The following is a 20075-nucleotide window of genomic DNA, read 5'->3' as shown; positions in this document are numbered from 1 at the left end:
CGGCAGACGCGAATGCGTCTGCGCCGGAGCATGTGCCCGAGGCCGCGGTGCTGGTTGTTAGTTAGAACTGCCCGAAGTCGATCGGCTGGTGACGATCGAGCGTGCGGGTGACCGGCGGCAGCGGATATTTAAGTCCTGTCGCGCAATTGAACAGCATGACGCGATCGTTTTTCGTTACGCGCCCGTCGGCCAGGCTCTGCTTGTAGGCGGCATAGGTCGCCGCGCCTTCCGGGCACAACAGCAGCCCCTCCTCGCGCGCGACTTCGCTGAGCGCAGATGAAATCTTCTCGTCATCGACCGCGATGGCGAAACCTTTGCTCTCGCGCACCGCGCGCAGGATGAGAAAATCACCCACCGCCTGAGGCACGCGGATGCCGGACGCGATGGTGTGGGCGTCTTCCCACCGGGTCGCATGCTCGACGCCCTGCTCGAAGGCCCGCACCATCGGCGCGCAGCCCGACGCCTGCACCGCGACCATGCGCGGACGCTTGGAACCGATGAAGCCGATCTTCTCCAGTTCGTCGAACGCCTTCCACATGCCGATCAGGCCGGTGCCGCCGCCGGTCGGATAGAAGATCACGTCGGGCACGTCCCAGCCGAGCTGCTCGGCGAGCTCGAGGCCCATCGTCTTCTTGCCCTCGATGCGATACGGCTCCTTCAGCGTCGAGGTATCGAACCAGCCAACCTTGGCCTTGCCCTCGCCGACGATCTTGCCGCAATCGTCGATCAGTCCGTTGACGCGGTAGACGGTCGCGCCCTGCAGCTCGATCTCGCTGACGTTCACCTCCGGCGTATCGGCCGGACAGAAGATCGTGGTCTTGATGCCGCAGGAGGTCGCATAGGCCGCGAGCGCAGCACCGGCATTGCCGTTGGTCGGCATCGCCATGTGCTTGATGCCGAGCGCCTTGCCCATCGACACCGCCATCACGAGGCCGCGCGCCTTGAACGAGCCGGTCGGCAGCCGGCCCTCATCCTTGACGATGATCTCGCCGCCGCCGAGCTTCTTGGACAGCTTCGGCAGGCTGATCAGCGGTGTCATGACTTCGCCGAGGCTGACGATGTCCTGGCATTTGCGCACCGGCAGCAGTTCGCGATAGCGCCACATGTCGGCCGGACGCTGCGCCAGCGCGTCCTTCGTGAGCGCCCGCTTCACGCCTGCGAGATCGTAGCGCACCAGCAGCGGCTTGCCGGCCTTGGAGAGGTTGTGGACCTGATCCGCCGGATAGTGATCGCCTTCCATCGCGCATTCGAGATGGGTGACGAAGGTCGGACGTTCGATGGTGAGATTGTCGCTGGATTTCACGGCAGTGACTTTCTGGCTGCTGTCGTCATTGCCGGGCTTGACCCGGCAATCCATCCGCTTCGCAGAGTTTCCCGAAGCGCGATGGATGCGCGGGTCAAGCCCGCGCATGACGAGCGGGGACGGAGCTACATGTTCAGCACGCGGCCGTAGGCGTCGAGCACGGCTTCCTTCATCATCTCCGACAGGGTCGGATGCGGGAAGACCGTGTGCATCAGCTCTTCCTCTGTCGTCTCGAGGTTCATCGCCACGACATAGCCCTGGATCAGCTCGGTGACCTCGGCGCCGACCATGTGGGCGCCGATCAGTTGTCCGGTCTTCTTGTCGAAGATCACCTTGACCAGGCCCTGGTCCTCGCCGAGCGCAATTGCCTTGCCGTTGCCGACGAAGGGGAAGCGGCCGACTCTGACGTCGCGGCCCTGCTCCTTGGCCTTGGCCTCGGTGAGGCCGACCGAGGCGACTTGCGGATGGCAATAGGTGCAGCCCGGAATGAGGTTCTTGTCCATCGGGTGCGGATGCAGGCCCTTGATGGCCTCGATGCAGACCACGCCCTCATGCTCGGCCTTGTGCGCCAGCATCGGGGGACCCGCGACGTCGCCGATCGCGTAGAGGCCGGGGACGTTGGTCTTGCCGTAGCCGTCGATGACGATGCAGCCGCGATCGGTCTTCACGCCGAGCTTCTCGAGCCCGAGATTCTCGATGTTGCCGACGACGCCGACCGCCGAGATCACGCGATCGAACTCGACCGTCTCGGTCTTGCCCTTGCCGTCGTCGATCGTCGCCACCACGCTGTCGCTCTTCTTGTCGAGCTTGGTGACCTTGGCGCCGGTCATGATCTTGAGGCCCTGCTTCTCCAGTTGCTTGCGCGCGAGGCCGGCGATCTCGGCGTCTTCCACGGGGAGGATCTGCGGCAGCACCTCGACCACCGTCACCTCGGAGCCCATGGTGCGGAAGAACGACGCGAACTCGATGCCGATCGCGCCAGAGCCGACCACCAACAGCGACTTCGGCATCTTGTCAGGAACCATCGCCTCGAAATAGGTCCAGACCAGCTTCTTGTCCGGCTCGAGTCCCGGCAGCACACGCGGCCGCGCGCCGGTGGCAACGATGATGTGCTTCGCCTGATAGGTCCCCTCGCCCAGCGCGCCCTTGGGCGCCTCGACGTCGGATTTGGTCACCGTGATCTTGCCGGGCGCGTCGATCGCAGCCTTGCCCCAGATCACCTGGACCTTGTTCTTCTTCATCAGGAAGCCGACGCCGTCATTGAGGCGCTTCGAGACGCCGCGCGAGCGCTGCACAACCGCCTTCGGATCGTAGGAGATGTTCTCCGCCGACAGGCCATAGTCCTTGGCATGCTGCATGTAGTGATAGATCTCGGCCGAGCGCAGCAGCGCCTTGGTCGGGATGCAGCCCCAGTTCAGGCAGATGCCGCCGAGGTAGGACTTCTCGATGATCGCGGTCTTGAAGCCGAGCTGGGCGGCGCGGATCGCGGCGACGTAGCCGCCCGGGCCGGACCCGATGATGATGATGTCGAAGGATGTGTCGGCCATGACGGCTCCCATTCAACTTAAGCAGTCGGAAATCAGACGGTGGGGCTGCGGACGGAGCGTCGCCAGATCATGGCTCGCATGACGGCTTCCAGGAGCATCAGCAGGGTGCAGATAGCGAATCCGGCGAGCGCGATCGGCGCCCAGATGCCGCGCGACAGCGCCTCGCCGGAGAAGAAGGCAGAATAGATGACGTCGATCCCGAGCGGATTGGCGAACAGCGCGGCGCTCACCAGCGCCGTGATCCAGGGCCACCGCGTTCTGATGCGCATGCGTCGGCCCCGTTTGCCATCCCGCTCCGGAAAGCAAGATCACACCATCATCATCACGGGATTCTCGATCAGTTGCTTGAAGGCGCCGATCAGCTCGGCGCCGAGCGCGCCGTCGATCGCGCGGTGATCGCACGACAACGTCACGCTCATCATGCTCGCGATCTCGATCTTGCCGTTGCGCACGACGGGGCGTTCTTCCGAGGTGCCAACCGCGAGGATCGTGGCGTGCGGCGGATTGATCACGGCGGTGAAGTGGTTGATGCCGTACATGCCGAGGTTGGAGACGGCCGTGGTGCCGCCCTGATATTCCTCCGGCTTCAGCTTGCGCGAGCGGGCGCGCGCGGCAAAGTCCTTCATCTCGCTGGAGATCGCCGACAGCGTCTTGGTCTCGGCCTTGCGGATGATCGGCGTGATCAGTCCGCCGGGCATTGCGACGGCGACACCGACATCGGAATGCTTGTGCTTGACCATGCCGCCTTCGGTCCAGCTGACGTTGCAGTTCGGGATCTTCTGCAGCGCCACCGCCATCGCCTTGATGACGAAATCGTTCACCGAGAGCTTGTAGAGCGGCTTCTTCTCCTTGTCCTTTGGAGCAGCCGCATTGATCTCCTCGCGCGCAGCCAGGAGCTTGCCGATGTCGCAGTCGATCGTGAGATAGAAGTGCGGGACGTTCTGCACCGACGCCGTGAGGCGCTGCGCGATGGTGCGGCGCATGCCGTCATGCGGGATGACCTCGTAGGAGCCGGGCTCGAACAGCGCCAGGATCTGCTTGTCCGACATCGACGGCGCCAGCGCGGGCGCGCCTGCCGCGGCAGGTGCCGCCGACGGCGCGGCCTTCAGGCCCTTGCCGGACTTGGCCTCCTCGACGTCGCGCGCAACGACGCGGCCGTGCGGGCCGGTGCCGGTGATGCGGCCGAGATCGATGCCGGCATCCTTGGCGAGACGGCGCGCCAATGGCGACGAGAAGATGCGCGCATGACCGTTGACCTGAGGGGCCGCCGCAGGCGCGGCTGGCGCAGGAGCCGTAGCCGGCTTCGGCGCGGGCGCCGCGGCCGGTGCAGCCGTCGCAGCGGGAGCCGCCGAGGCGATGGGCTTGGCCTCGGGCTTGGGAGCTGCCGCAGCCGGTGCGCTGCCGGCGGCCTTGACGTCCTCGCCCTCGCCGGCGAGCACCGCGATCACGTCGTTCACGGGCACGTCCTGCGTGCCTTCCGGCACCAGGATCTTGGCGAGGGTACCTTCGTCGACCGCCTCGACTTCCATCGTGGCCTTGTCGGTCTCGATCTCGGCGATGACCTCGCCGGACTTGACCTGGTCGCCTTCCTTCTTGAGCCAACGGGCGAGGTTGCCCTTCTCCATCGTCGGCGACAGCGCGGGCATGAGAATGTTGATCGGCATGATCAGTGACCTTGTTTCGACCTGGGGCTGGTGGTGCCCGTATCGGTCGGCCGAGCCAGCTCGGCTTCGAACATCTCGACGATGCGCTGCAGCGCCTCGTCTTCGGAATAATCGCTCTCGCGCGCATAGGCGCGCGCAGCATGACGGGCGACGTCGACCAGGAGCAGCCCCCACACGTCGGGCTCCTCGAACGCGCGCTGGAAGGCGATCGAGAGCCCGCCATCGAGCACGAAGGCGCGCAACACTTCGGTGGCGTCCTCGCGGCCGATCACATCGGGCGGCAGCGGCTGCTCCTTGGGTCCGGCCATCTGGGCGTCCTCGACGGCTTACCGGTAGCAGACGGATTTGGCGGCCTGAACGACCTCCGCGGCCGAGGGCAGCGCGAGCTTCTCGAGATTCGCCGCATACGGCATCGGCACGTCCTTGCCGGACACGCGCGCGACTGGGGCATCGAGATAGTCGAAGGCGTGCTCCATGATGCGCGCGGCGATCTCGGCGCCGACGCCGCTCTGCTGCCAGCCCTCCTCCACCGTCACCGCGCGGCCGGTCTTCTTGACCGAGGCGACGATGGTCTCGGTGTCCATCGGACGCAGCGTGCGCAGGTCGATCACCTCGGCCTCGATACCCTCCTTGGCAAGCTCATCGGCGGCCTTCAGCGCGTAGGTCATGCCGTTCGACCACGAGATGATGGTGACGTCCTTGCCGCTGCGGGCGATGCGCGCCTTGCCGATCGGGATCACGTAGTCGTCGAGCTTCGGCACCTCGCCGGAGTGTCCGTAGAGCACCTCGTTCTCGAGGAAGATCACCGGGTTCGGATCGCGGATCGCGGCCTTCAGCAGGCCCTTGGCGTCCGCCGCGGAATACGGCGCGATCACCTTCAAGCCCGGCACGTGCGAGTACCAGGACGCGTAGTCCTGGCTGTGCTGCGCGGCAACGCGGGCGGCAGCACCGTTCGGGCCGCGGAATACGATCGAGCAGCCCATCTGGCCACCGGACATATAGAGCGTCTTCGCCGCGGAGTTGATGATCTGGTCCATCGCCTGCATGGCGAAGTTGAAGGTCATGAACTCGACGATCGGCTTCAGGCCGGCCATCGCGGCACCGACGCCGATGCCGGCGAAACCGTGCTCGGTGATCGGCGTGTCCATCACGCGGCGGGCGCCGAACTCCTGCAGCAGGCCCTGGGTGACCTTGTAGGCGCCCTGATATTCGGCGACCTCCTCGCCCATGATGAAGACGTCGCCGTCGCGGCGCATCTCCTCGGCCATGGCGTCGCGCAGCGCCTCGCGGATGGTCTGCGTCACCATCTCGGTGCCCGCGGGCACCTCGGGATCGGGCTCGGCCACGCTCTGCGGCGCAGCCACGCCGGTCGGCGCAGGTGATGCCGACACCGAAGCAGCCGGCTCGGCCGGCGGCGCCGACTGCGCGGCCTTCATCTCGGCAGCGGGTGCCGCCTTGCCGAGATCGGCCACGCTCTCGCCATCCGCGAGGATGGTCGCAATCGGCGTATTGACCGCGACGTCGGCGGTGCCTTCGGGGATCAGGATCTTGCCGAGCGTGCCCTCGTCGGTCGCCTCGACCTCCATCGTGGCCTTGTCGGTCTCGATCTCGGCGATCACGTCACCCGACTTGATCGCCTCACCTTCCTTCTTCAGCCATTTGGCGAGATTGCCCTTTTCCATCGTGGGCGACAGCGCAGGCATCAAAACTTGAATAGGCATATCAGCTCCAGAGAAACAGCTTGCGCGCGCTCAGCGGTAAACGTCGGTGTAGAGCTCGGCGACATCGGGCTCGGGATCGGCCTGCGCGAAATCGGCGGCCTCGTTGACGATCTTGCGCACGTCGGCATCGATCGTCTTGAGATCCTGCTCGCTGACCTTGGCCGCCAGCAGGCGGTTGCGCACCTGCTCGATCGGATCCTGGTCGTGACGGACCTTCTCGACCTCCTCGCGGGTGCGGTACTTGGCCGGGTCCGACATCGAGTGGCCGCGATAGCGGTAGGTCTGCATTTCCAAAATGTAAGGGCCCTTGCCCTCGCGGCACCAGGCAACGGCCTTCTCGCCCGCAGCCTTCACGGCGCGGACGTCCATGCCATCGACCTGCTCGCCCGGGATGTTGAAGGAGATACCGCGCTTGGAGAAGTCGGTCTGCGCCGAGGCGCGCGACACCGCCGTACCCATCGCATAGCGGTTGTTCTCGATGACGTAGATCACCGGCAGCTTCCAGAGCTCCGCCATGTTGAAGCTCTCATAGACCTGCCCCTGGTTGGCCGCGCCGTCGCCGAAATAGGCGACGCTGACCGAGTCGTTGCCGCGGTAGCGGTTGGCGAGCGCAAGGCCGGTGCCGAGCGAGACCTGGGCGCCGACGATGCCGTGGCCGCCGAAGAAGTTCTTCTCCATGCTGAACATGTGCATGGAGCCGCCCTTGCCCTTGGAGTATCCACCGCGGCGCCCGGTGAGCTCGGCCATCACGCCCTTGGCGTCCATGCCGGTGGCCAGCATGTGGCCGTGATCGCGATAGCCGGTGATGACCTGATCGCCCGGCTTCAGCGCCATCTGCATGCCGACCACGACGGCTTCCTGGCCGATGTAAAGATGGCAGAAGCCGCCGATCGCACCCATGCCATAAAGCTGACCGGCCTTTTCCTCAAAGCGGCGGATCAGCAGCATGTCGCGGAGCGCAGCCAATTCCTGTTCTCTGGTGAATTCCGGCGGCGGGCCGTTGTCTCTGTCCTGCCCTTGTTCCTTTGCGGCGGTTTTCTTGGGTGCGGCCATGGCAATTCCGGATGAGAGAAAAAGTAGCTCTCTCTAGCTCAACTCCAAGGCACGTAAAAGGACTGCGTGAATTGCGGTTCATTTTGCTTTGCCGCACTGCAAACGAGCGCGAAATAATCGAATGCTGATGAGCGGTTTTTTGAAATTCCCGACGCCACGGCCTGCTAAAGTTTAGGCACCGGGGCGAAGGGACACGCGTCACTGCGGCCGATTGATCCGGATCAGATCACGCGGGTTGGCGTAGCCGAGCTGGAAGCGGGCGCGCTCATCGAGCATGTCGGGATCGACCCGGTCGGAGCGCAGCAGCGACACGCGCTTCTCACCCTCCGCCCGCTCCTGCTTCAGCCGGGCGAGCTCGGAGGTGAGCGCAATGATCTCCTGGTCGAGCTCCTGACGCGCGGTCAGGCCGTAGCGGCCGGTATAGGCGTTGATGCCGAAATAGCCGATGATGGCGGCCGCCATCGTGTAGAGGGCGAGCCCGGTCAGGAACGATTTGAGCCGCGCGCGGGAGACCATGGGCCGGAAGATGGGGGGGCTTGGTTAAGGATCTGCTAATCTGCGCCGCGGCGGCTTCTTTCCGAAGGTCCCATCACCCGTCACTAGCTGACGGATTGCCGAAGCACCGTGAAACACAAGGTGGCTCGCGACACGAAGCCGAGACGCTCATACAGCGCGATCGCGGCATGATTGTCCTCTATGACGTGGAGAAACGGCGTCTCGCCCCTGCCCCGGACGGCCGTCATCAGGGCTGTTACGAGCCTCTGGGCATAGCCACGGCCGCGATAGTCCGGATGGACACAGACCGCGCTGATTTCCGTGAACCCGTCGAGGCGCATGCGCTCCCCGGCCATGGCGGCCAGTCGCTCCCCGTCGCGAATGCCGATGTAGCAGCCCAGCTCGTGAGTCCTGGCCAGGAACGGACCGGGCTTGGTCCGTGCAGTCAGCTCCAGCATCGCCGGGATGTCGCGCTGGTCCAGCACCTCGACCGCCGCATCCCCCACGGGGTCGACCACCCCGACGGCAACCATCTGGCGGACGCTGGCTCTGAGCCGGACGCCAAGGCCGCGCACATCGCCCGGGGGTGCCGGGGTCACGATCGCAACCACATCCTCTTTGGCAAGGTCGGCGAGCTCAGACCACGCGGCATCGCCGTCGTCCGACATGGCGGCAAATGGCGCAATCGCCGCCGGATAGCGACGAGCATGCGCGGCGCCCTGCGCAAGCGCCCGGTGCCCGGTGGTCAGGGCCGACCAGACGGGGCGATCCAGCGCGGCGCGCTGCTCGGCAGAAAGGTCCAATCTGGACATCGAACGAGCCTCCTGACGATCGGTCCTCAGCTCCGGTAGACCGGCTCCTCGGCGTCGAGCGTCCGCTTGATCGCCTCGAGATGCAGCCGGGCCGATTCCGCATCCCCCTCCCGCATCTGGCGATAGGCGGCCTCGGCGATCTCGGGCGCGACCGGCACCACCTTGCGGCCGGTCGACAGCGCCAGGCACTGCACCTGGCAGGCGCGCTCGAGGTAATAGAGATCGTCCCAGGCCTCGGCGATGGTCGGCGCCAGAACCATGACGCCATGATGCTTCATGAAGACGATGTCGGCATCACCGACAGCCCCGGCGATGCGATCCCCCTCCCGCGCGTCGAGCGCCAGCCCGTTGTAGTTCGCGTCGACCGCGGTTCGCCCATAGAATTTCAGCGCCGTCTGCCCGGCGAAGATCAGCGGGTCGCCTTCGGTCATCGACAGCGCGGTGGCGTAGGGCATGTGGGTGTGGAACGCGACCTTGGCGCGCGGCAGCGCCTTGTGGATACGGGCGTGGATGTAGAAGGCGGTCGCCTCCGGGCGGCCGTCGCCGGCAATGACGTTGCCGTCGAAGTCGCACACCAGGAGCTTCGAGGCCGTCAGTTCGCGGAACGCATAGCCGTAGGGATTGACGATGAAGAGGTCGTCATAGCCGGGGACCAGCGCCGAGAAGTGGTTGCAGATGCCCTCTTCGAACCCGTGCCGCGCCGCCATCCGGAAACAGGCCGCAAGGTCGATCCGCGCCCGCCAGACGGCCTCCGAGTCGAGATCCGGCTGGTTCGGGCCGGGCCTCGACGACGACGCGGGTGTGAACGAATGGGCCATCGTGCTTCCTTGGCAATGCGCATCCTTGCGCAGGTCCGGCATCGCCTTGAAACGGATCGGGCAAGGCGCGTCAACGCCCTGCCCGCATCATACCCGTCATGCAGTTGCCGACCGCCGCAGGTGGACGCGGCGGCGGCGAACGCGATCAGCCGTTCTGCTTGGCCACGAATGCGGCGAATGCATCCAGATATTGCTGCAACACCGTCTTGAGCGAATCCTTGACCAGCTCGCCCTGGGCGTCGAAGGCGTCGCCGACGCCATTCAGGTAGATTTCCGGCTGCCCCATGACCGGGCCCGAGATGCCAGGCATGATGTTCTGCAGATGCTTGGCCGCCGCCACGCCACCGAGCGGGCCCGGCGAATTGGAGATGAGGCCGACCGGCTTGCCCAGGAACGAACTCTGCCCATAGGGACGCGAGGCGACGTCGATCGCATTCTTGAGCACGCCGGGAATCGAGCGGTTGTATTCCGGCGTCAGGATCAGCACGCCGTTCGAGGCCTTCAGCTTCTCCCGCAGGGCGAGCCAGTCGGCCGGCGGATTGGCTTCGAGATCCTGGTTGAAGAACGACAGGCCGTTGAGCGTGGTCACGTCGATCTTCAGGCTGGCCGGCGCCAGCTTGGCGAGCGCATTGGCGATCTTCAGGGTGAAGCTCTCCTTGCGGAGACTGCCGACGAGGGCGACGATCGAATAAGGTGCGGGCATGGGGAATCCTTTGAGGAGCGGGGTGTGGAGCGCACTTAAGGCGCGCGAGCAGGAACATGCAAGTGCATGGACCATCCTCACGCGAAACACTGCGTTTCATCGCAAGCAACGCCCGAGTGTTCCCGACCCTTGCCCGCGTCGTGGAGCTCAGCCGGTCCCCTTGAGACAGCGCGTGAATTCCGCCACCGCCTGATGTGTGAGCCAGATCGCCTGCCCGTCGACCGGCTGCGCCCATGACGAGACCTTGGCGATCACGATGCCGTTGGCGGCATCGACGAACAGGTTCTGGCCGTGAATGCCCATCGCGAACATCAGCTGCGGCGCGTCGTTTGTGACGTACCAGCCGCTGCGATAGTGCATGTTGCGGCTGATCGGGGCAAAACTGTCGCGCCATTGGCCGTCGCGCCAGGCCTGCACATCGCCATTGTGCCTGATGTCGTCGATCCAACCTTCGGGAATGATCGTGTGAGAGCCCCGCCGCCCGCCTGACAGCACGAGCTGGCCGAGCCGGGCGACGTCGCGCAAGGTGGCGCAGAAGCCGCCGGTGCAGCGCGGCGCGCCGTTGCGGTCGAGGGTGATGAAGGCCTCGCCGCTCGCCCCCATCGGCTTCCACAGCAGGCTGCCGGCGAGGCTCGCGAAGCTGCGGCCGGTGGCGCGCTCGATCGCCCATCCCAGCAGATCGGTGTTGGACGAGACGTAGCTGAAGGCGCCGCCATGCGGCGCCGCCTGAGCGCGCATCGTCGCAAAGAAATCGTGCAGGTTTGGCGTCGTGCCCGGCGCGACCGGCTCCCAGCCCGCGGCGTCGGCATAGGCCTGCAGGCCGGCACCATCGAACACGACGCCCGCACGCATGTCGAGCAGCTGCCGGATCGTGGCGCCGCGATAGGCCGTGGCGGCCACTTCCGGCACATAGCGCGTGACCTCGGCGTCGACATCGATCTCGCCGCGGCCGGCCAGGATGCCGGCCATGAGGCCGGCGATCGACTTGGTCGCCGACATCAGGATGTGCGGCGTGTCGCGGTCGGTGCCGCCGTCATACATTTCGAAGACGATGCGGCCGTCCTGCAGGATCAGGAGCCCGTCGGTCGCCGTCGCCTTCAGGAAACCGTCGAGATCGAGCGTGCCGCCCTTGGGCAGCCGCACGCTGAAATCGTCGAACGACACGAGGCTCGACGGCAGCGTCCAGGCGCTGCCCGGCGCGCTCTCGATGTCGGCGACCGGCAGGATCGCGCGGATGTTGTGAAAGGCCCAGCGGCTGAACGGCGCAGTGCGCCAGTTGGAGAGATCGGCGTTGGAGGGAGAGGGATCGGTCGACATACGAATCCTGCGGGATTTCCGAGGTGCTCGACATAGGGGTTCGCAACAGGCGCGGAAAGCCCGGCATTTCGCATATGCAAAAACGCTCAGGCCGCCCGAAGGCGGCCCCCTCTCTCCTCCGTCATTGCGAGCGAAGCGAAGCAATCCAGGGCTCGGTTGGGACTCTGGATTGCTTCGTCGCGGAGCCTGTCCTCGGGCTCGCCGGAGGCGAGACCCGGGGGCTCCTCGCAATGACGCTAACCGATAATCAGATCACCGGATTCCACGGCGCCGGAATCAGCCGGTACTTGGCGCCGTCCTTCTCGACATAGCCCACCGAAGGGAACGAGAAGTGGAAGCCGATCACCTTGGCCTTCTCGGCGGCGGCCATGTCGTAGAACCTGTGCCGCGTGGCCTGCGCCATCTCGGCATCGGTGTCGAACATCACATGCCAGTCGGGGTTGCGCAGGAACAGCTCGGGGACGTTGGTGACGTCGGCCTGGATCAGGACCCTGGCGTTGCCGGACGCGACCGCGAACGAGGTGTGTCCCGGCGTGTGACCGGGCGTGCCGAGCGCGGTGATGCCGGGCGCGACCTCCTTGTCCCACTCGTACTGCGTGACCTTGCTCTCAAGCCCGCCGAACACCTTCTTGAAGTTGGCAAAGTTGCCCTTCATCAAGTCGGTCTGCGCCTTGGCGGCGTTCTCGTCGCTATTCCAGAACGCCCACTCCTTGGCCGGCACCTTCAGCTCGGCGTTCGGGAACGCCAGCGAGCCGTCCGCGAGCTTGAGGCCGTTGATGTGGTCCCCATGCATGTGGGAGAGCACGACGACGTCGATGCTCTTCGGATCGACGCCGGCGGCAGCGAGGTTCTGCAGCGTGCGGCCAACCGCGCCCTTGCTGGCCTCGAAGGCGCCAGCGCCGTTGCCGGTGTCGATCAGGACCAGCTTGGAGCCGGTGTTGATCAGCTGCGGATTGAAGGGGATCGTGATCATGCCCTTCGGCATGTAGGCGCTTTCGGCAGCCGCGAGCGCGTCGTCCTTCGCCGTGTTGACGACGAACGTGTCGGGCATCGGGAAGGTGCGCGCGCCGTCATTGACGGAGGTGCATTCATAGTCGCCGACCTTGTAGCGATAGAAGCCGGGCGCCTGCGCGCCGGCGGGTGCAACCGCTGCGCGTGCCTGTCCGGCCAGCGGCGGCAAAGCGGTTGCAGCCCCGGCGAGGGCCGCACCGGCCAGAAATCGACGGCGATCCAATCGGGTCATGACAAATCTCTCCTCAGTGCTCCATGCGGCTGACACCGCCCCCAGACAAACGGGGCGGATTGTCTCCGCATGCGGGCCAAACGCAAGCCCGTCAGCAACGTCCGAGGAGCGACGTTAGGTCACTTATCTTTGTTGGGGTCGATGAGGAATTTTTCGCCGGTGGCCCGTTTGGCGTACGCGGCGAGGTTGGCCGGATCGAGCGCCTCGGACAAGGAAACGACCTTGGTGTAGTGGCTCGCAAAGGTCGTCTTCAGCTCGTCGACGACGCGCTGGCGCAGCCGCTCGGTATCCGCCTTGCCGATCTTCATCAGGAACGGAAACAGCAGCCAGCCGCCGACGCTCCAGGTCATGCCGAAGCCGCGCGTGATCTCGGTCGGCCTGACGTCCAGGCTGCCGTAGATGTAGACCTGCTTGTGCACGTTCGAGCCGTAGCGGCTGTAGGGATGCTTGCCGGACTTGTTGATCGCGGCTTCCATCGCGTTGAGGATCTGGCCGGCGAGCTTGCCGCCGCCGATCGCATCGAAGGCGATGGTCGCGCCGGTCTCGACCAGCGCCGCGATCAGGTCGTCCATGAAAGTCGGCGCCGTCGAATCCACGATGTATTTCGCGCCGATGCCGCGCAACAGCTCGGCCTGATCAGCGCTGCGCACGATGTTGACGAGCGGGATGCCGTCCTTGAGGCAGATCTTGTTGAGCATCTGCCCGAGGTTGGACGCGGCCGCGGTATGCACGAGCGCGGTATGGCCCTCGCGCCGCATCGTCTCGGTCATGCCGAGCGACGTCAGCGGATTGACGAAGCAGGAGGCGCCCTCCTCCGGTGTGGTGCCGGCCGGCAGCGGCAGGCATTCGGAGAGCTTCAGGCAGCGATACTGGCTGTACATCGCGCCACCGATGGCCGCGACGGTACGGCCCATCAGCGCCTTGGCGGCATCCGAGGAGCCGGTCTTGACCACCACGCCCGCGCCCTCGTTGCCGACGGCCAAGGACTCGTCGAGCCGGCCGGCCATCGCCCGCATCCCCGCCTCCGGCACCTTGGCGGTGATCACGGGCCGCTCCTTGGTGCCGGACGCCTGCAGGGTCGACAGATCGGCCGCGCCGACGAGGAGCCCGAGATCGGACGGATTGATCGGCGCCGCCTCGATCCGCACCACCACCTCGTCCAGCCCCGGCTCGGGGGTCGGCACGTCGACCAGCGAGAGCTCGAGCTCGCCGCTGCGCCTGATCAACGTCCGCAGTTGCAGGCCCTGTGTCTCGACACCCATGCGTGCCTCCCTTTTTTCTTTGGTTAGCTTGTCCAGACTCAGGCCAGCGCCTTCAGCGCCGCCCTGCCCGCATATTTGGCCTGGGCATCCAGCTCCTGCTCGATGCGCAGCAGCTGGTTGTACTTGGCGGTGCGGTCGGCGCGCGCCAGCGAGCCGGTCTTGATCTGCCCGCAATTGGTGGCGACGGCGAGATCGGCGATCGTGGAATCCTCGGTCTCGCCGGAGCGGTGCGACATGACAGCGGTGTAGCCGGCCTTGTAGGCCATCTCGACCGCGGCCAGCGTCTCGGTGAGCGTGCCGATCTGGTTGACCTTGATCAGGATCGAATTGGCGCGGCCGTTGCGGATGCCGTCCTCGAGACGGTTCACATTGGTGACGAACAGGTCGTCGCCAACGAGCTGGCACTTGTGGCCGATCAGGTCGGTCAGCTCCTTCCAGCCGTCCATGTCGTCCTCCGACATGCCGTCCTCGATCGAGGCGATCGGGTAGCGGGCGACCAGATCCGCAAGATACTTGGCCTGCTCGGAGCGCGAGCGCGACTTGTTCTCGCCCTCGTAGACGTACTTGCCGTCCTTGAAGAACTCGGTCGCGGCGCAGTCCAGCGCCAGCATCACGTCCTCGCCGGCGGTGTAGCCGGCCTTGCCGATCGCGCTCATGACGAAGTCGAGGGCTGCGTCCGCCGACGGCAGGTTCGGCGCGAAGCCACCCTCGTCGCCGACATTGGTGTTGTGACCGGCCTTCTTCAGCTCGGCCTTGAGCGTGTGGAAGATCTCCGAGCCGCAGCGCAGCGCCTCCGCGAAGCTCGGCGCGCCCACCGGCATGATCATGAACTCCTGGAAATCGATCGGATTGTCGGCGTGGACGCCGCCATTGACGATGTTCATCATCGGCACCGGCAGGGTGCGGGCCGAGGTGCCGCCGACATAGCGATACAGCGGCATGTCGTAGGAGATCGCCGCCGCCTTGGCGCAGGCGAGCGAGACGCCGAGAATGGCGTTGGCGCCGATCCGGCTCTTGTTCTCGGTGCCGTCGAGCTCGATCAGGATCTGGTCGATCTGGACCTGGTCCTGCACCGACATGTCGCTGAGCGCCTCATAGACCTCGTCGTTGATGGCTTCGACGGCCTTCAGCACGCCCTTGCCGAGATAGCGGTGCTTGTCGCCGTCGCGCAGCTCGACCGCCTCGTGGGCGCCGGTGGAAGCGCCGGACGGCACGGCAGCGCGGCCGACCGAGCCGTCCTCCAGCACGACGTCGACCTCGACCGTGGGATTGCCGCGGCTGTCCAGGATTTCGCGGCCGATGATGTCGACGATGGCGGTCATGAGGTCCTCTCGCGAGCGTTTCTAGGTGGGCGTTGTTGCGCTGCTTCTACCGCAAGCCCGCGAGCGCGAAAAGGCCAAGTGGCGTTGAAATCAAGTCACGACCAAATCACGAAGCGGGTGACGGGGGCGCCCCGATTGGCTAAACGGGCGCCACTGCGGCAGGTGACACGACACATGGCGAAAAGACCCAACACATCCCCGACATCGGCCGGCCTTCAGCTGGGCCGAGAGGTGGCGGCGCCGGACAGCCCGGATGCAGCGACGCTCGACCGCGTTCCCAACCCGCAGAAGGACACCGATTATCTGGCCCGCTTCACGGTGCCGGAGTTCACCTCGCTATGCCCGGTGACGGGCCAGCCGGATTTCGCGCATCTCGTGATCGACTATGCCCCCGGCCCGTGGCTGGTCGAATCCAAGTCGCTCAAACTCTATTTGGCGAGCTTCCGCAACCATGGCGCGTTCCACGAGGACTGCACCGTCGCGATCGGCAAGCGCCTCGCCGCCGAGATCAGGCCGAAATGGCTGCGCATCGGCGGCTACTGGTATCCCCGCGGCGGCATCCCGATCGACGTGTTCTGGCAGACGGGGAAGCTGCCGAAGGGGCTGTGGGTGCCCGAACAGGGCGTCGCGCCATATCGCGGGCGGGGCTGAGCGGATCCATCGCTCGGCCACCGGTCACAACCACCATCATTCCGGGGCAAGGCCGCAGGCATTGAACCCGGAAGCTCGATATTTGTCTTGCGTCCGTTCCTCGCAATCTCGAGATTCCGGGTTCAATCGTCAACGCGTAGCCGCTTCGCGCCTGCGCATCGACGATTGCCCTGGAATGACGGTCCGCGACTGATCGACACCTTGTGAGGCACGTCGACGAGACGACCGCTTCCTTGGAAACGGCGAGCGGTGATGGGTTGAGCTTTCGCCATCCCCAAAGCCCGCAACGCGGTCATGCTCCGCAAAGGCGGAGCATCCAACATTTCGCGGCATCTACCCGCGTCTCTATAAACGAAATAGCCGTCGAACTTCGCCTTGTAGGCAGCTGGACACAGGACCTGGAACGTACTCAACATCGCGTCCGTCCTCGATGCCGTGCTGTTGCCGACGATCTGCTCACTGCGGTGATCCTTCCAGCCGCAAGCAAGGATCCAATAAAAGGCCGAAACGAGGGTTGAAAGAAATGATGATGACCCCAGAGGACGAGCGCGGAGCGTATCATGAAGCCTGGAGGACGTTGTCGTATCCCGGCGGTCTCTGGGGTGTGATAGGTAAGTGTTGATCGAGGGACCGATGTCAAATCAGAACGCAACAATAAAGAGTGGCGTCGTGAGCTGGCGTTGGTACCAGAGACTGGTTCTTTTTTGTTACGGAATTGGCATTGGTGGATGGCTATTCTGCTTCGTCCTGGCATGCGAGCTGACCGCGTCCCATCGGCCGGCAGTTCCTGAACCAGAGTTCGGGTTCACACACCTGATACACGTCGCGCATAGCAGGGACACTGTCTATGTCACTTACCTCGAATACTTGACACACATCTACGGACCTTTCGCGACATGGGGATTTGCAGTCATCAGCGGTCTATGTGGTTACCTTGTGGGAATCAGAAAGAACTCGCCCCGTTTTTCCGGGAACGTTCAGATAGCCTGTGCTTGTGCGGCTTCACTGATACTCATGTACCTGGCCTGGTACTTTTCAGTTGAGCAGGCCCTGCTTGGTCTCAGCCCTGTACCGCACCCGGAATAAATCTCTGGCCGCCAATCCATCGCCCCTGAGTCGCCCGACGGGTGCGCTCCCGCTCGGCTTTCCCATCCTTCGCGACCAGCAAACCGCTGCTCCTGAAAGCCGATTTTTGCCGCGCTTTCAAGGCGGTCCCCTTGTCCTGATCTCCCGCTAAAAATATTCCACTTTCGCTTTATCGGAATTTGTGATTGACTATCGTCGTCCCGTCTCGATCAGAGGGGCGCTTCGCGGTCGTCACGGACGTTGAGGCGGGATGCGGTGGGCGTGTCGGGTTCGCAGCGTGATCAGTCATGCGGACGAACGAGCCTGATGCGCCGGCGAAATCGTATGGTCCTGGCCTCCCGACGCTGAGGTCACGCCGGTGGTGATGATCCGCCGGTTACGGGGGCAAGACAGCCCGGTCCCCGGGGAGAGTACGTATAAGCCGCCCAACCATCGCGCGGGGAATGCCGGGATGTCTCGGCTGAACCTGTGGTTCCTGCCGCCAGCATTTTTTCTGCTGGCGGGCCATGGGGGCGGCCAGCTCCCGGCATTCCCCGCGCCCTCTTCTCAGAAGGAGGGCATGTCCCAAGGCAAAGCTCGGACGCCGACGCGCCGCGAGATGGCGGCGGTGCGTCCCGCGGCCAACGAAAGCGCCGATATGTCTCAGCCGCGCATCTTCAGCATCGAGAGCGAGAAACGCCCTCGGCGCACTTTCCCAGGACCATCGCAGCTAACGATGGGCATTTTGCCCTCGCCCGTCTCCACGTCGTCATGCCCGGGCTTGTCCCGCCTGCGCGGCCGAAGCCGCTTCGGCGCGGCGAAGGCCCGGGCATCCACGTCCTTCTCAGCGCGCCGAACGACGTGGATGACCGGGACAAGCCCGGCCATGACGGAGCAACAAATTAGCAGGCGTTGCTGCCGCGACGGGACCATGTCTTCAGATGCAATGGGCCCGCGCCCGTGTCCGACATGGCCGTCAGCTGACCGCCGCATCCGCCGGCGGCCGCTGCCGCAGCAGCGCGGCGCAGGCGAAGCCGAGCGCGACCATCATGATGGCGGCGATCAGCAACGTCGGCTGCTTGCCGCCATGGACCAAGCCGAAGCCATAGGCGATCGGGCCGACCGTCTGGCCCATGAAGAAGAAGAACGAGTGCAGCGACATCGCGGTCGCGCGCGCCCCGATCGACAGCTCGCTGGCGAACACCTGCAGGCAGCCATGGATCATGTAGAAGCCCCAGCCCATCAGCAGCATACAGCCGAACTGCAGCTTCCAGCCCGGACCGAAGGCGAGCGCGGCAAGCTGCAGCCCGACCAGGGCAGCGCCCGTGATCATCATGCCCTTGACGCCGAGCCGCGGCAGGAAGTTCGAGACCGTGAACGTGTAGAACAGGCCGCCGACCGCGAAGCCCGCGATGACGATGCCCGCGATCGACAGCGAGGTCTCGCCGAGATCGAACAGGAACGAGGCGATGAACGGAAACAGCCCGAACACGCAGCAGCCTTCGACGAACACCGCCGAGAAGCAGAAGCGCGAATTGGGATTGGTGAAGATGGTGCGGTAGCCCTTCCTCAGCGCGGCGAGATCGGTGGTCGGCGCATGCGTGACCTTGGCGCCGCGAAAGCCTGCCGCCACCGCGAAGGAGGCGATCAGCCCGAGCGCGCCGAGGATCGCGAGCACGCCACGCCAGCCGATGAAATCGCCGATGATGCCGGATGCCGTCGCGCCGAGCAGGTTGCCCGCCATCGAGCCCGCGAGCGTGCGGCCGATCGCGACCTGCCGCTTGTCGGGCGCGACGAGATCGCTGGTCAGCCCAAGCGCCACCGGAAACACGCCGCCCGAGGCGATGCCCGCGAGGATGCGCGTCGCGAACAACAGCGGAAACGAGGTGGCGAGCGCACCGAGGATGCTGGCGACACCGAGCAGCGCCAGGCACAGCGTCATCAGCCGCGCCTTGCCGAACAGATCGGCGGCGGCGCCGATCGCCGGCTGGATCAGCGCGTAGATCAGCGCATAGCCCGCGGCGATGCTCGCCGCCGTGGTGATGCTGATCGCGAAATCCTCGGCGACATGCGGCAGCACCGGATCGAGCGCCCGCGTCGACAGCGCCGCCGAGAAGCCTGCGAGGGCGATGATGTTCACCGCCGGCGGAAACTTCTGCCCCGCGGGCTTGGCGGCGGTCTGGTGCATCAGCGCCCGGCGTCCGCCGCCGGCGCCTTGGCGAGTGCGTCGAACGCCATCAGCGTTCGCAGCAGCCCCTCGAACTGCGCGAGCGGGACCATGTTCGGCCCGTCGGAGGGCGCGTGATCGGGATCGGGATGGGTCTCGATGAAGACGCCGGCGACGCCCACGGCCACCGCCGCCCGCGCCAGCACCGGCACGAATTCGCGCTCGCCGCCCGAGGACGTGCCCTTGCCGCCCGGCTGCTGCACGGAGTGGGTCGCATCGAAGATGACCGGTGCGCCGGTCGTGCGCGCCATGATCGGCAGCGACCGCATGTCGGAGACCAGCGTGTTGTAGCCGAACGAGACGCCGCGCTCGGTGACCAGCACGTTGCGATTGCCGGAGCCCGTGATCTTGGCGACCACGTTGGCCATGTCCCAGGGCGCCAGGAACTGGCCCTTCTTGACGTTGACGACCTTGCCCGTCGCCGCGGCCGCCAGCAGCAGGTCGGTCTGCCGGCACAGGAATGCCGGGATCTGCAGCACGTCGACGGCCTGCGCCACCTCGGCACATTGGCCGGCGTCGTGCACGTCGGTCAGCACCGGCAGGCCGAGCGAGGACCGGATCTCGGCGAAGATCGGCAGCGACTGCGCCAGGCCGAGGCCGCGTGCGGCGGAGGCCGAGGTGCGGTTGGCCTTGTCGAACGAGGTCTTGTAGACGAGCCCGATGCCGAGCCGCGTCGCGATCTCCTTCAGCGCCGAGGCGACCTCGAGCGCATGCGCGCGGCTCTCGAGCTGGCATGGGCCCGCGATCACGGCGAGCGGCAGGTGGTTGCCAAACTTGACGGAGCCGAGGCTGACGACCGGCGCGGCAGAGATCGAAGCGTTCACGACATCATCCTCATGAGAGCGCGCGACCATGGCCCAGCGCCGGCTGCC

At 65.5% G+C, this 20075-nt stretch carries 18 protein-coding genes; 1 reads left to right on the top strand and 17 read right to left on the bottom strand.

Going from position 1 to position 20075, the window contains the following annotated elements:
- Positions 1-61 precede the first annotated feature (61 nt).
- From QX094_RS25170 to eno, 15 genes are all read right to left on the bottom strand, one after another.
- Positions 62-1303 (bottom strand): threonine synthase, encoded by a 1242-nt coding sequence (locus QX094_RS25170; RefSeq protein WP_315750955.1) that lies wholly within the window; start codon positions 1301-1303, stop codon positions 62-64.
- Positions 1304-1428: 125 nt separating this feature from the next.
- The gene (gene lpdA, locus QX094_RS25165; RefSeq protein ID WP_316188259.1) at positions 1429-2850 is read right to left on the bottom strand and encodes a dihydrolipoyl dehydrogenase; all 1422 of its coding nucleotides are present in this window, start codon (positions 2848-2850) and stop codon (positions 1429-1431) included.
- A gap of 32 nt (positions 2851-2882) precedes the next feature.
- Positions 2883-3119 carry a hypothetical protein gene (locus tag QX094_RS25160; RefSeq protein WP_315827498.1) on the bottom strand — a complete coding sequence of 79 codons (237 nt, stop codon included), beginning with the start codon at positions 3117-3119 and terminating at the stop codon, positions 2883-2885.
- 39 nt (positions 3120-3158) lie between these two features.
- Positions 3159-4514: a pyruvate dehydrogenase complex dihydrolipoamide acetyltransferase gene (locus tag QX094_RS25155; protein WP_315827497.1), complete on the bottom strand. Its 1356-nt coding sequence runs from the start codon at positions 4512-4514 to the stop codon at positions 3159-3161.
- A 2-nt stretch (positions 4515-4516) separates the two neighbouring features.
- Positions 4517-4822: a DUF5076 domain-containing protein gene (locus tag QX094_RS25150; RefSeq protein ID WP_015666657.1), complete on the bottom strand. Its 306-nt coding sequence runs from the start codon at positions 4820-4822 to the stop codon at positions 4517-4519.
- A gap of 18 nt (positions 4823-4840) precedes the next feature.
- Positions 4841-6235, bottom strand: coding sequence for a pyruvate dehydrogenase complex E1 component subunit beta (locus tag QX094_RS25145; protein WP_315827496.1), 1395 nt, complete (start codon positions 6233-6235; stop codon positions 4841-4843).
- Positions 6236-6265: 30 nt separating this feature from the next.
- Positions 6266-7288 (bottom strand): pyruvate dehydrogenase (acetyl-transferring) E1 component subunit alpha, encoded by a 1023-nt coding sequence (pdhA, locus tag QX094_RS25140; RefSeq protein ID WP_315711659.1) that lies wholly within the window; start codon positions 7286-7288, stop codon positions 6266-6268.
- Positions 7289-7486: 198 nt separating this feature from the next.
- Positions 7487-7804 (bottom strand): septum formation initiator family protein, encoded by a 318-nt coding sequence (locus QX094_RS25135; protein WP_316175304.1) that lies wholly within the window; start codon positions 7802-7804, stop codon positions 7487-7489.
- 83 nt (positions 7805-7887) lie between these two features.
- Entirely contained in the window at positions 7888-8595 is a 708-nt protein-coding gene (locus QX094_RS25130; protein WP_316188258.1) for a GNAT family N-acetyltransferase, read from the bottom strand.
- A 26-nt stretch (positions 8596-8621) separates the two neighbouring features.
- Positions 8622-9413 (bottom strand): aldolase, encoded by a 792-nt coding sequence (locus QX094_RS25125; RefSeq protein WP_316188257.1) that lies wholly within the window; start codon positions 9411-9413, stop codon positions 8622-8624.
- A 145-nt stretch (positions 9414-9558) separates the two neighbouring features.
- Positions 9559-10116: an NADPH-dependent FMN reductase gene (locus QX094_RS25120; RefSeq protein WP_316165286.1), complete on the bottom strand. Its 558-nt coding sequence runs from the start codon at positions 10114-10116 to the stop codon at positions 9559-9561.
- A 147-nt stretch (positions 10117-10263) separates the two neighbouring features.
- Positions 10264-11433 carry a serine hydrolase gene (locus QX094_RS25115; protein WP_316188256.1) on the bottom strand — a complete coding sequence of 390 codons (1170 nt, stop codon included), beginning with the start codon at positions 11431-11433 and terminating at the stop codon, positions 10264-10266.
- Positions 11434-11680: 247 nt separating this feature from the next.
- Complete coding sequence (locus QX094_RS25110; RefSeq protein WP_316188255.1) at positions 11681-12676, bottom strand: MBL fold metallo-hydrolase; 996 nt, start codon at positions 12674-12676, stop codon at positions 11681-11683.
- Between the two features lie 119 nt (positions 12677-12795).
- Positions 12796-13938 (bottom strand): zinc-binding dehydrogenase, encoded by a 1143-nt coding sequence (locus QX094_RS25105; protein ID WP_316175293.1) that lies wholly within the window; start codon positions 13936-13938, stop codon positions 12796-12798.
- A 38-nt stretch (positions 13939-13976) separates the two neighbouring features.
- Positions 13977-15260 (bottom strand): phosphopyruvate hydratase, encoded by a 1284-nt coding sequence (gene eno, locus QX094_RS25100; RefSeq protein ID WP_316170145.1) that lies wholly within the window; start codon positions 15258-15260, stop codon positions 13977-13979.
- Positions 15261-15434: 174 nt separating this feature from the next.
- Between eno and queF the strand changes: the two genes are divergently transcribed.
- A complete protein-coding gene (gene queF, locus QX094_RS25095; RefSeq protein WP_316188254.1) occupies positions 15435-15911 on the top strand; it encodes a preQ(1) synthase in 477 nt (158 codons plus the stop codon).
- Between the two features lie 2041 nt (positions 15912-17952).
- Here the strand turns inward: queF and QX094_RS25090 are convergent.
- Positions 17953-19164: an MFS transporter gene (locus QX094_RS25090; RefSeq protein WP_316188253.1), complete on the bottom strand. Its 1212-nt coding sequence runs from the start codon at positions 19162-19164 to the stop codon at positions 17953-17955.
- Complete coding sequence (gene kdsA / locus QX094_RS25085) at positions 19164-20027, bottom strand: 3-deoxy-8-phosphooctulonate synthase (protein WP_316188252.1); 864 nt, start codon at positions 20025-20027, stop codon at positions 19164-19166. The genes QX094_RS25090 and kdsA overlap by 1 nt, the downstream gene beginning before the upstream one ends.
- Between the last annotated feature and the right edge of the window lie 48 nt (positions 20028-20075).

The organism is Bradyrhizobium sp. SZCCHNS1050, from assembly GCF_032484785.1.
In the GTDB taxonomy this organism is placed as follows: Bacteria; Pseudomonadota; Alphaproteobacteria; order Rhizobiales; family Xanthobacteraceae; genus Bradyrhizobium.
Note: the sequence above shows the minus strand (reverse complement) of the source record. Positions and strands in the feature narration are given on the sequence as shown.

Excerpts from the sequence above, each read along its gene's own strand:
- lpdA (WP_316188259.1), bottom strand. The coding sequence starts at position 2,850 with ATGGCCGACACATCCTTCGACATCATCATCATCGGGTCCGGCCCGGGC.
- QX094_RS25160 (WP_315827498.1), bottom strand. The coding sequence starts at position 3,119 with ATGCGCATCAGAACGCGGTGGCCCTGGATCACGGCGCTGGTGAGCGCC.
- QX094_RS25155 (WP_315827497.1), bottom strand. The coding sequence starts at position 4,514 with ATGCCGATCAACATTCTCATGCCCGCGCTGTCGCCGACGATGGAGAAG.
- QX094_RS25150 (WP_015666657.1), bottom strand. The coding sequence starts at position 4,822 with ATGGCCGGACCCAAGGAGCAGCCGCTGCCGCCCGATGTGATCGGCCGC.
- QX094_RS25145 (WP_315827496.1), bottom strand. The coding sequence starts at position 6,235 with ATGCCTATTCAAGTTTTGATGCCTGCGCTGTCGCCCACGATGGAAAAG.
- pdhA (WP_315711659.1), bottom strand. The coding sequence starts at position 7,288 with ATGGCCGCACCCAAGAAAACCGCCGCAAAGGAACAAGGGCAGGACAGA.
- QX094_RS25135 (WP_316175304.1), bottom strand. The coding sequence starts at position 7,804 with ATGGTCTCCCGCGCGCGGCTCAAATCGTTCCTGACCGGGCTCGCCCTC.
- QX094_RS25130 (WP_316188258.1), bottom strand. The coding sequence starts at position 8,595 with ATGTCCAGATTGGACCTTTCTGCCGAGCAGCGCGCCGCGCTGGATCGC.
- QX094_RS25125 (WP_316188257.1), bottom strand. The coding sequence starts at position 9,413 with ATGGCCCATTCGTTCACACCCGCGTCGTCGTCGAGGCCCGGCCCGAAC.
- QX094_RS25120 (WP_316165286.1), bottom strand. The coding sequence starts at position 10,116 with ATGCCCGCACCTTATTCGATCGTCGCCCTCGTCGGCAGTCTCCGCAAG.
- QX094_RS25115 (WP_316188256.1), bottom strand. The coding sequence starts at position 11,433 with ATGTCGACCGATCCCTCTCCCTCCAACGCCGATCTCTCCAACTGGCGC.
- QX094_RS25110 (WP_316188255.1), bottom strand. The coding sequence starts at position 12,676 with ATGACCCGATTGGATCGCCGTCGATTTCTGGCCGGTGCGGCCCTCGCC.
- QX094_RS25105 (WP_316175293.1), bottom strand. The coding sequence starts at position 13,938 with ATGGGTGTCGAGACACAGGGCCTGCAACTGCGGACGTTGATCAGGCGC.
- eno (WP_316170145.1), bottom strand. The coding sequence starts at position 15,260 with ATGACCGCCATCGTCGACATCATCGGCCGCGAAATCCTGGACAGCCGC.
- queF (WP_316188254.1), top strand. The coding sequence starts at position 15,435 with ATGGCGAAAAGACCCAACACATCCCCGACATCGGCCGGCCTTCAGCTG.
- QX094_RS25090 (WP_316188253.1), bottom strand. The coding sequence starts at position 19,164 with ATGCACCAGACCGCCGCCAAGCCCGCGGGGCAGAAGTTTCCGCCGGCG.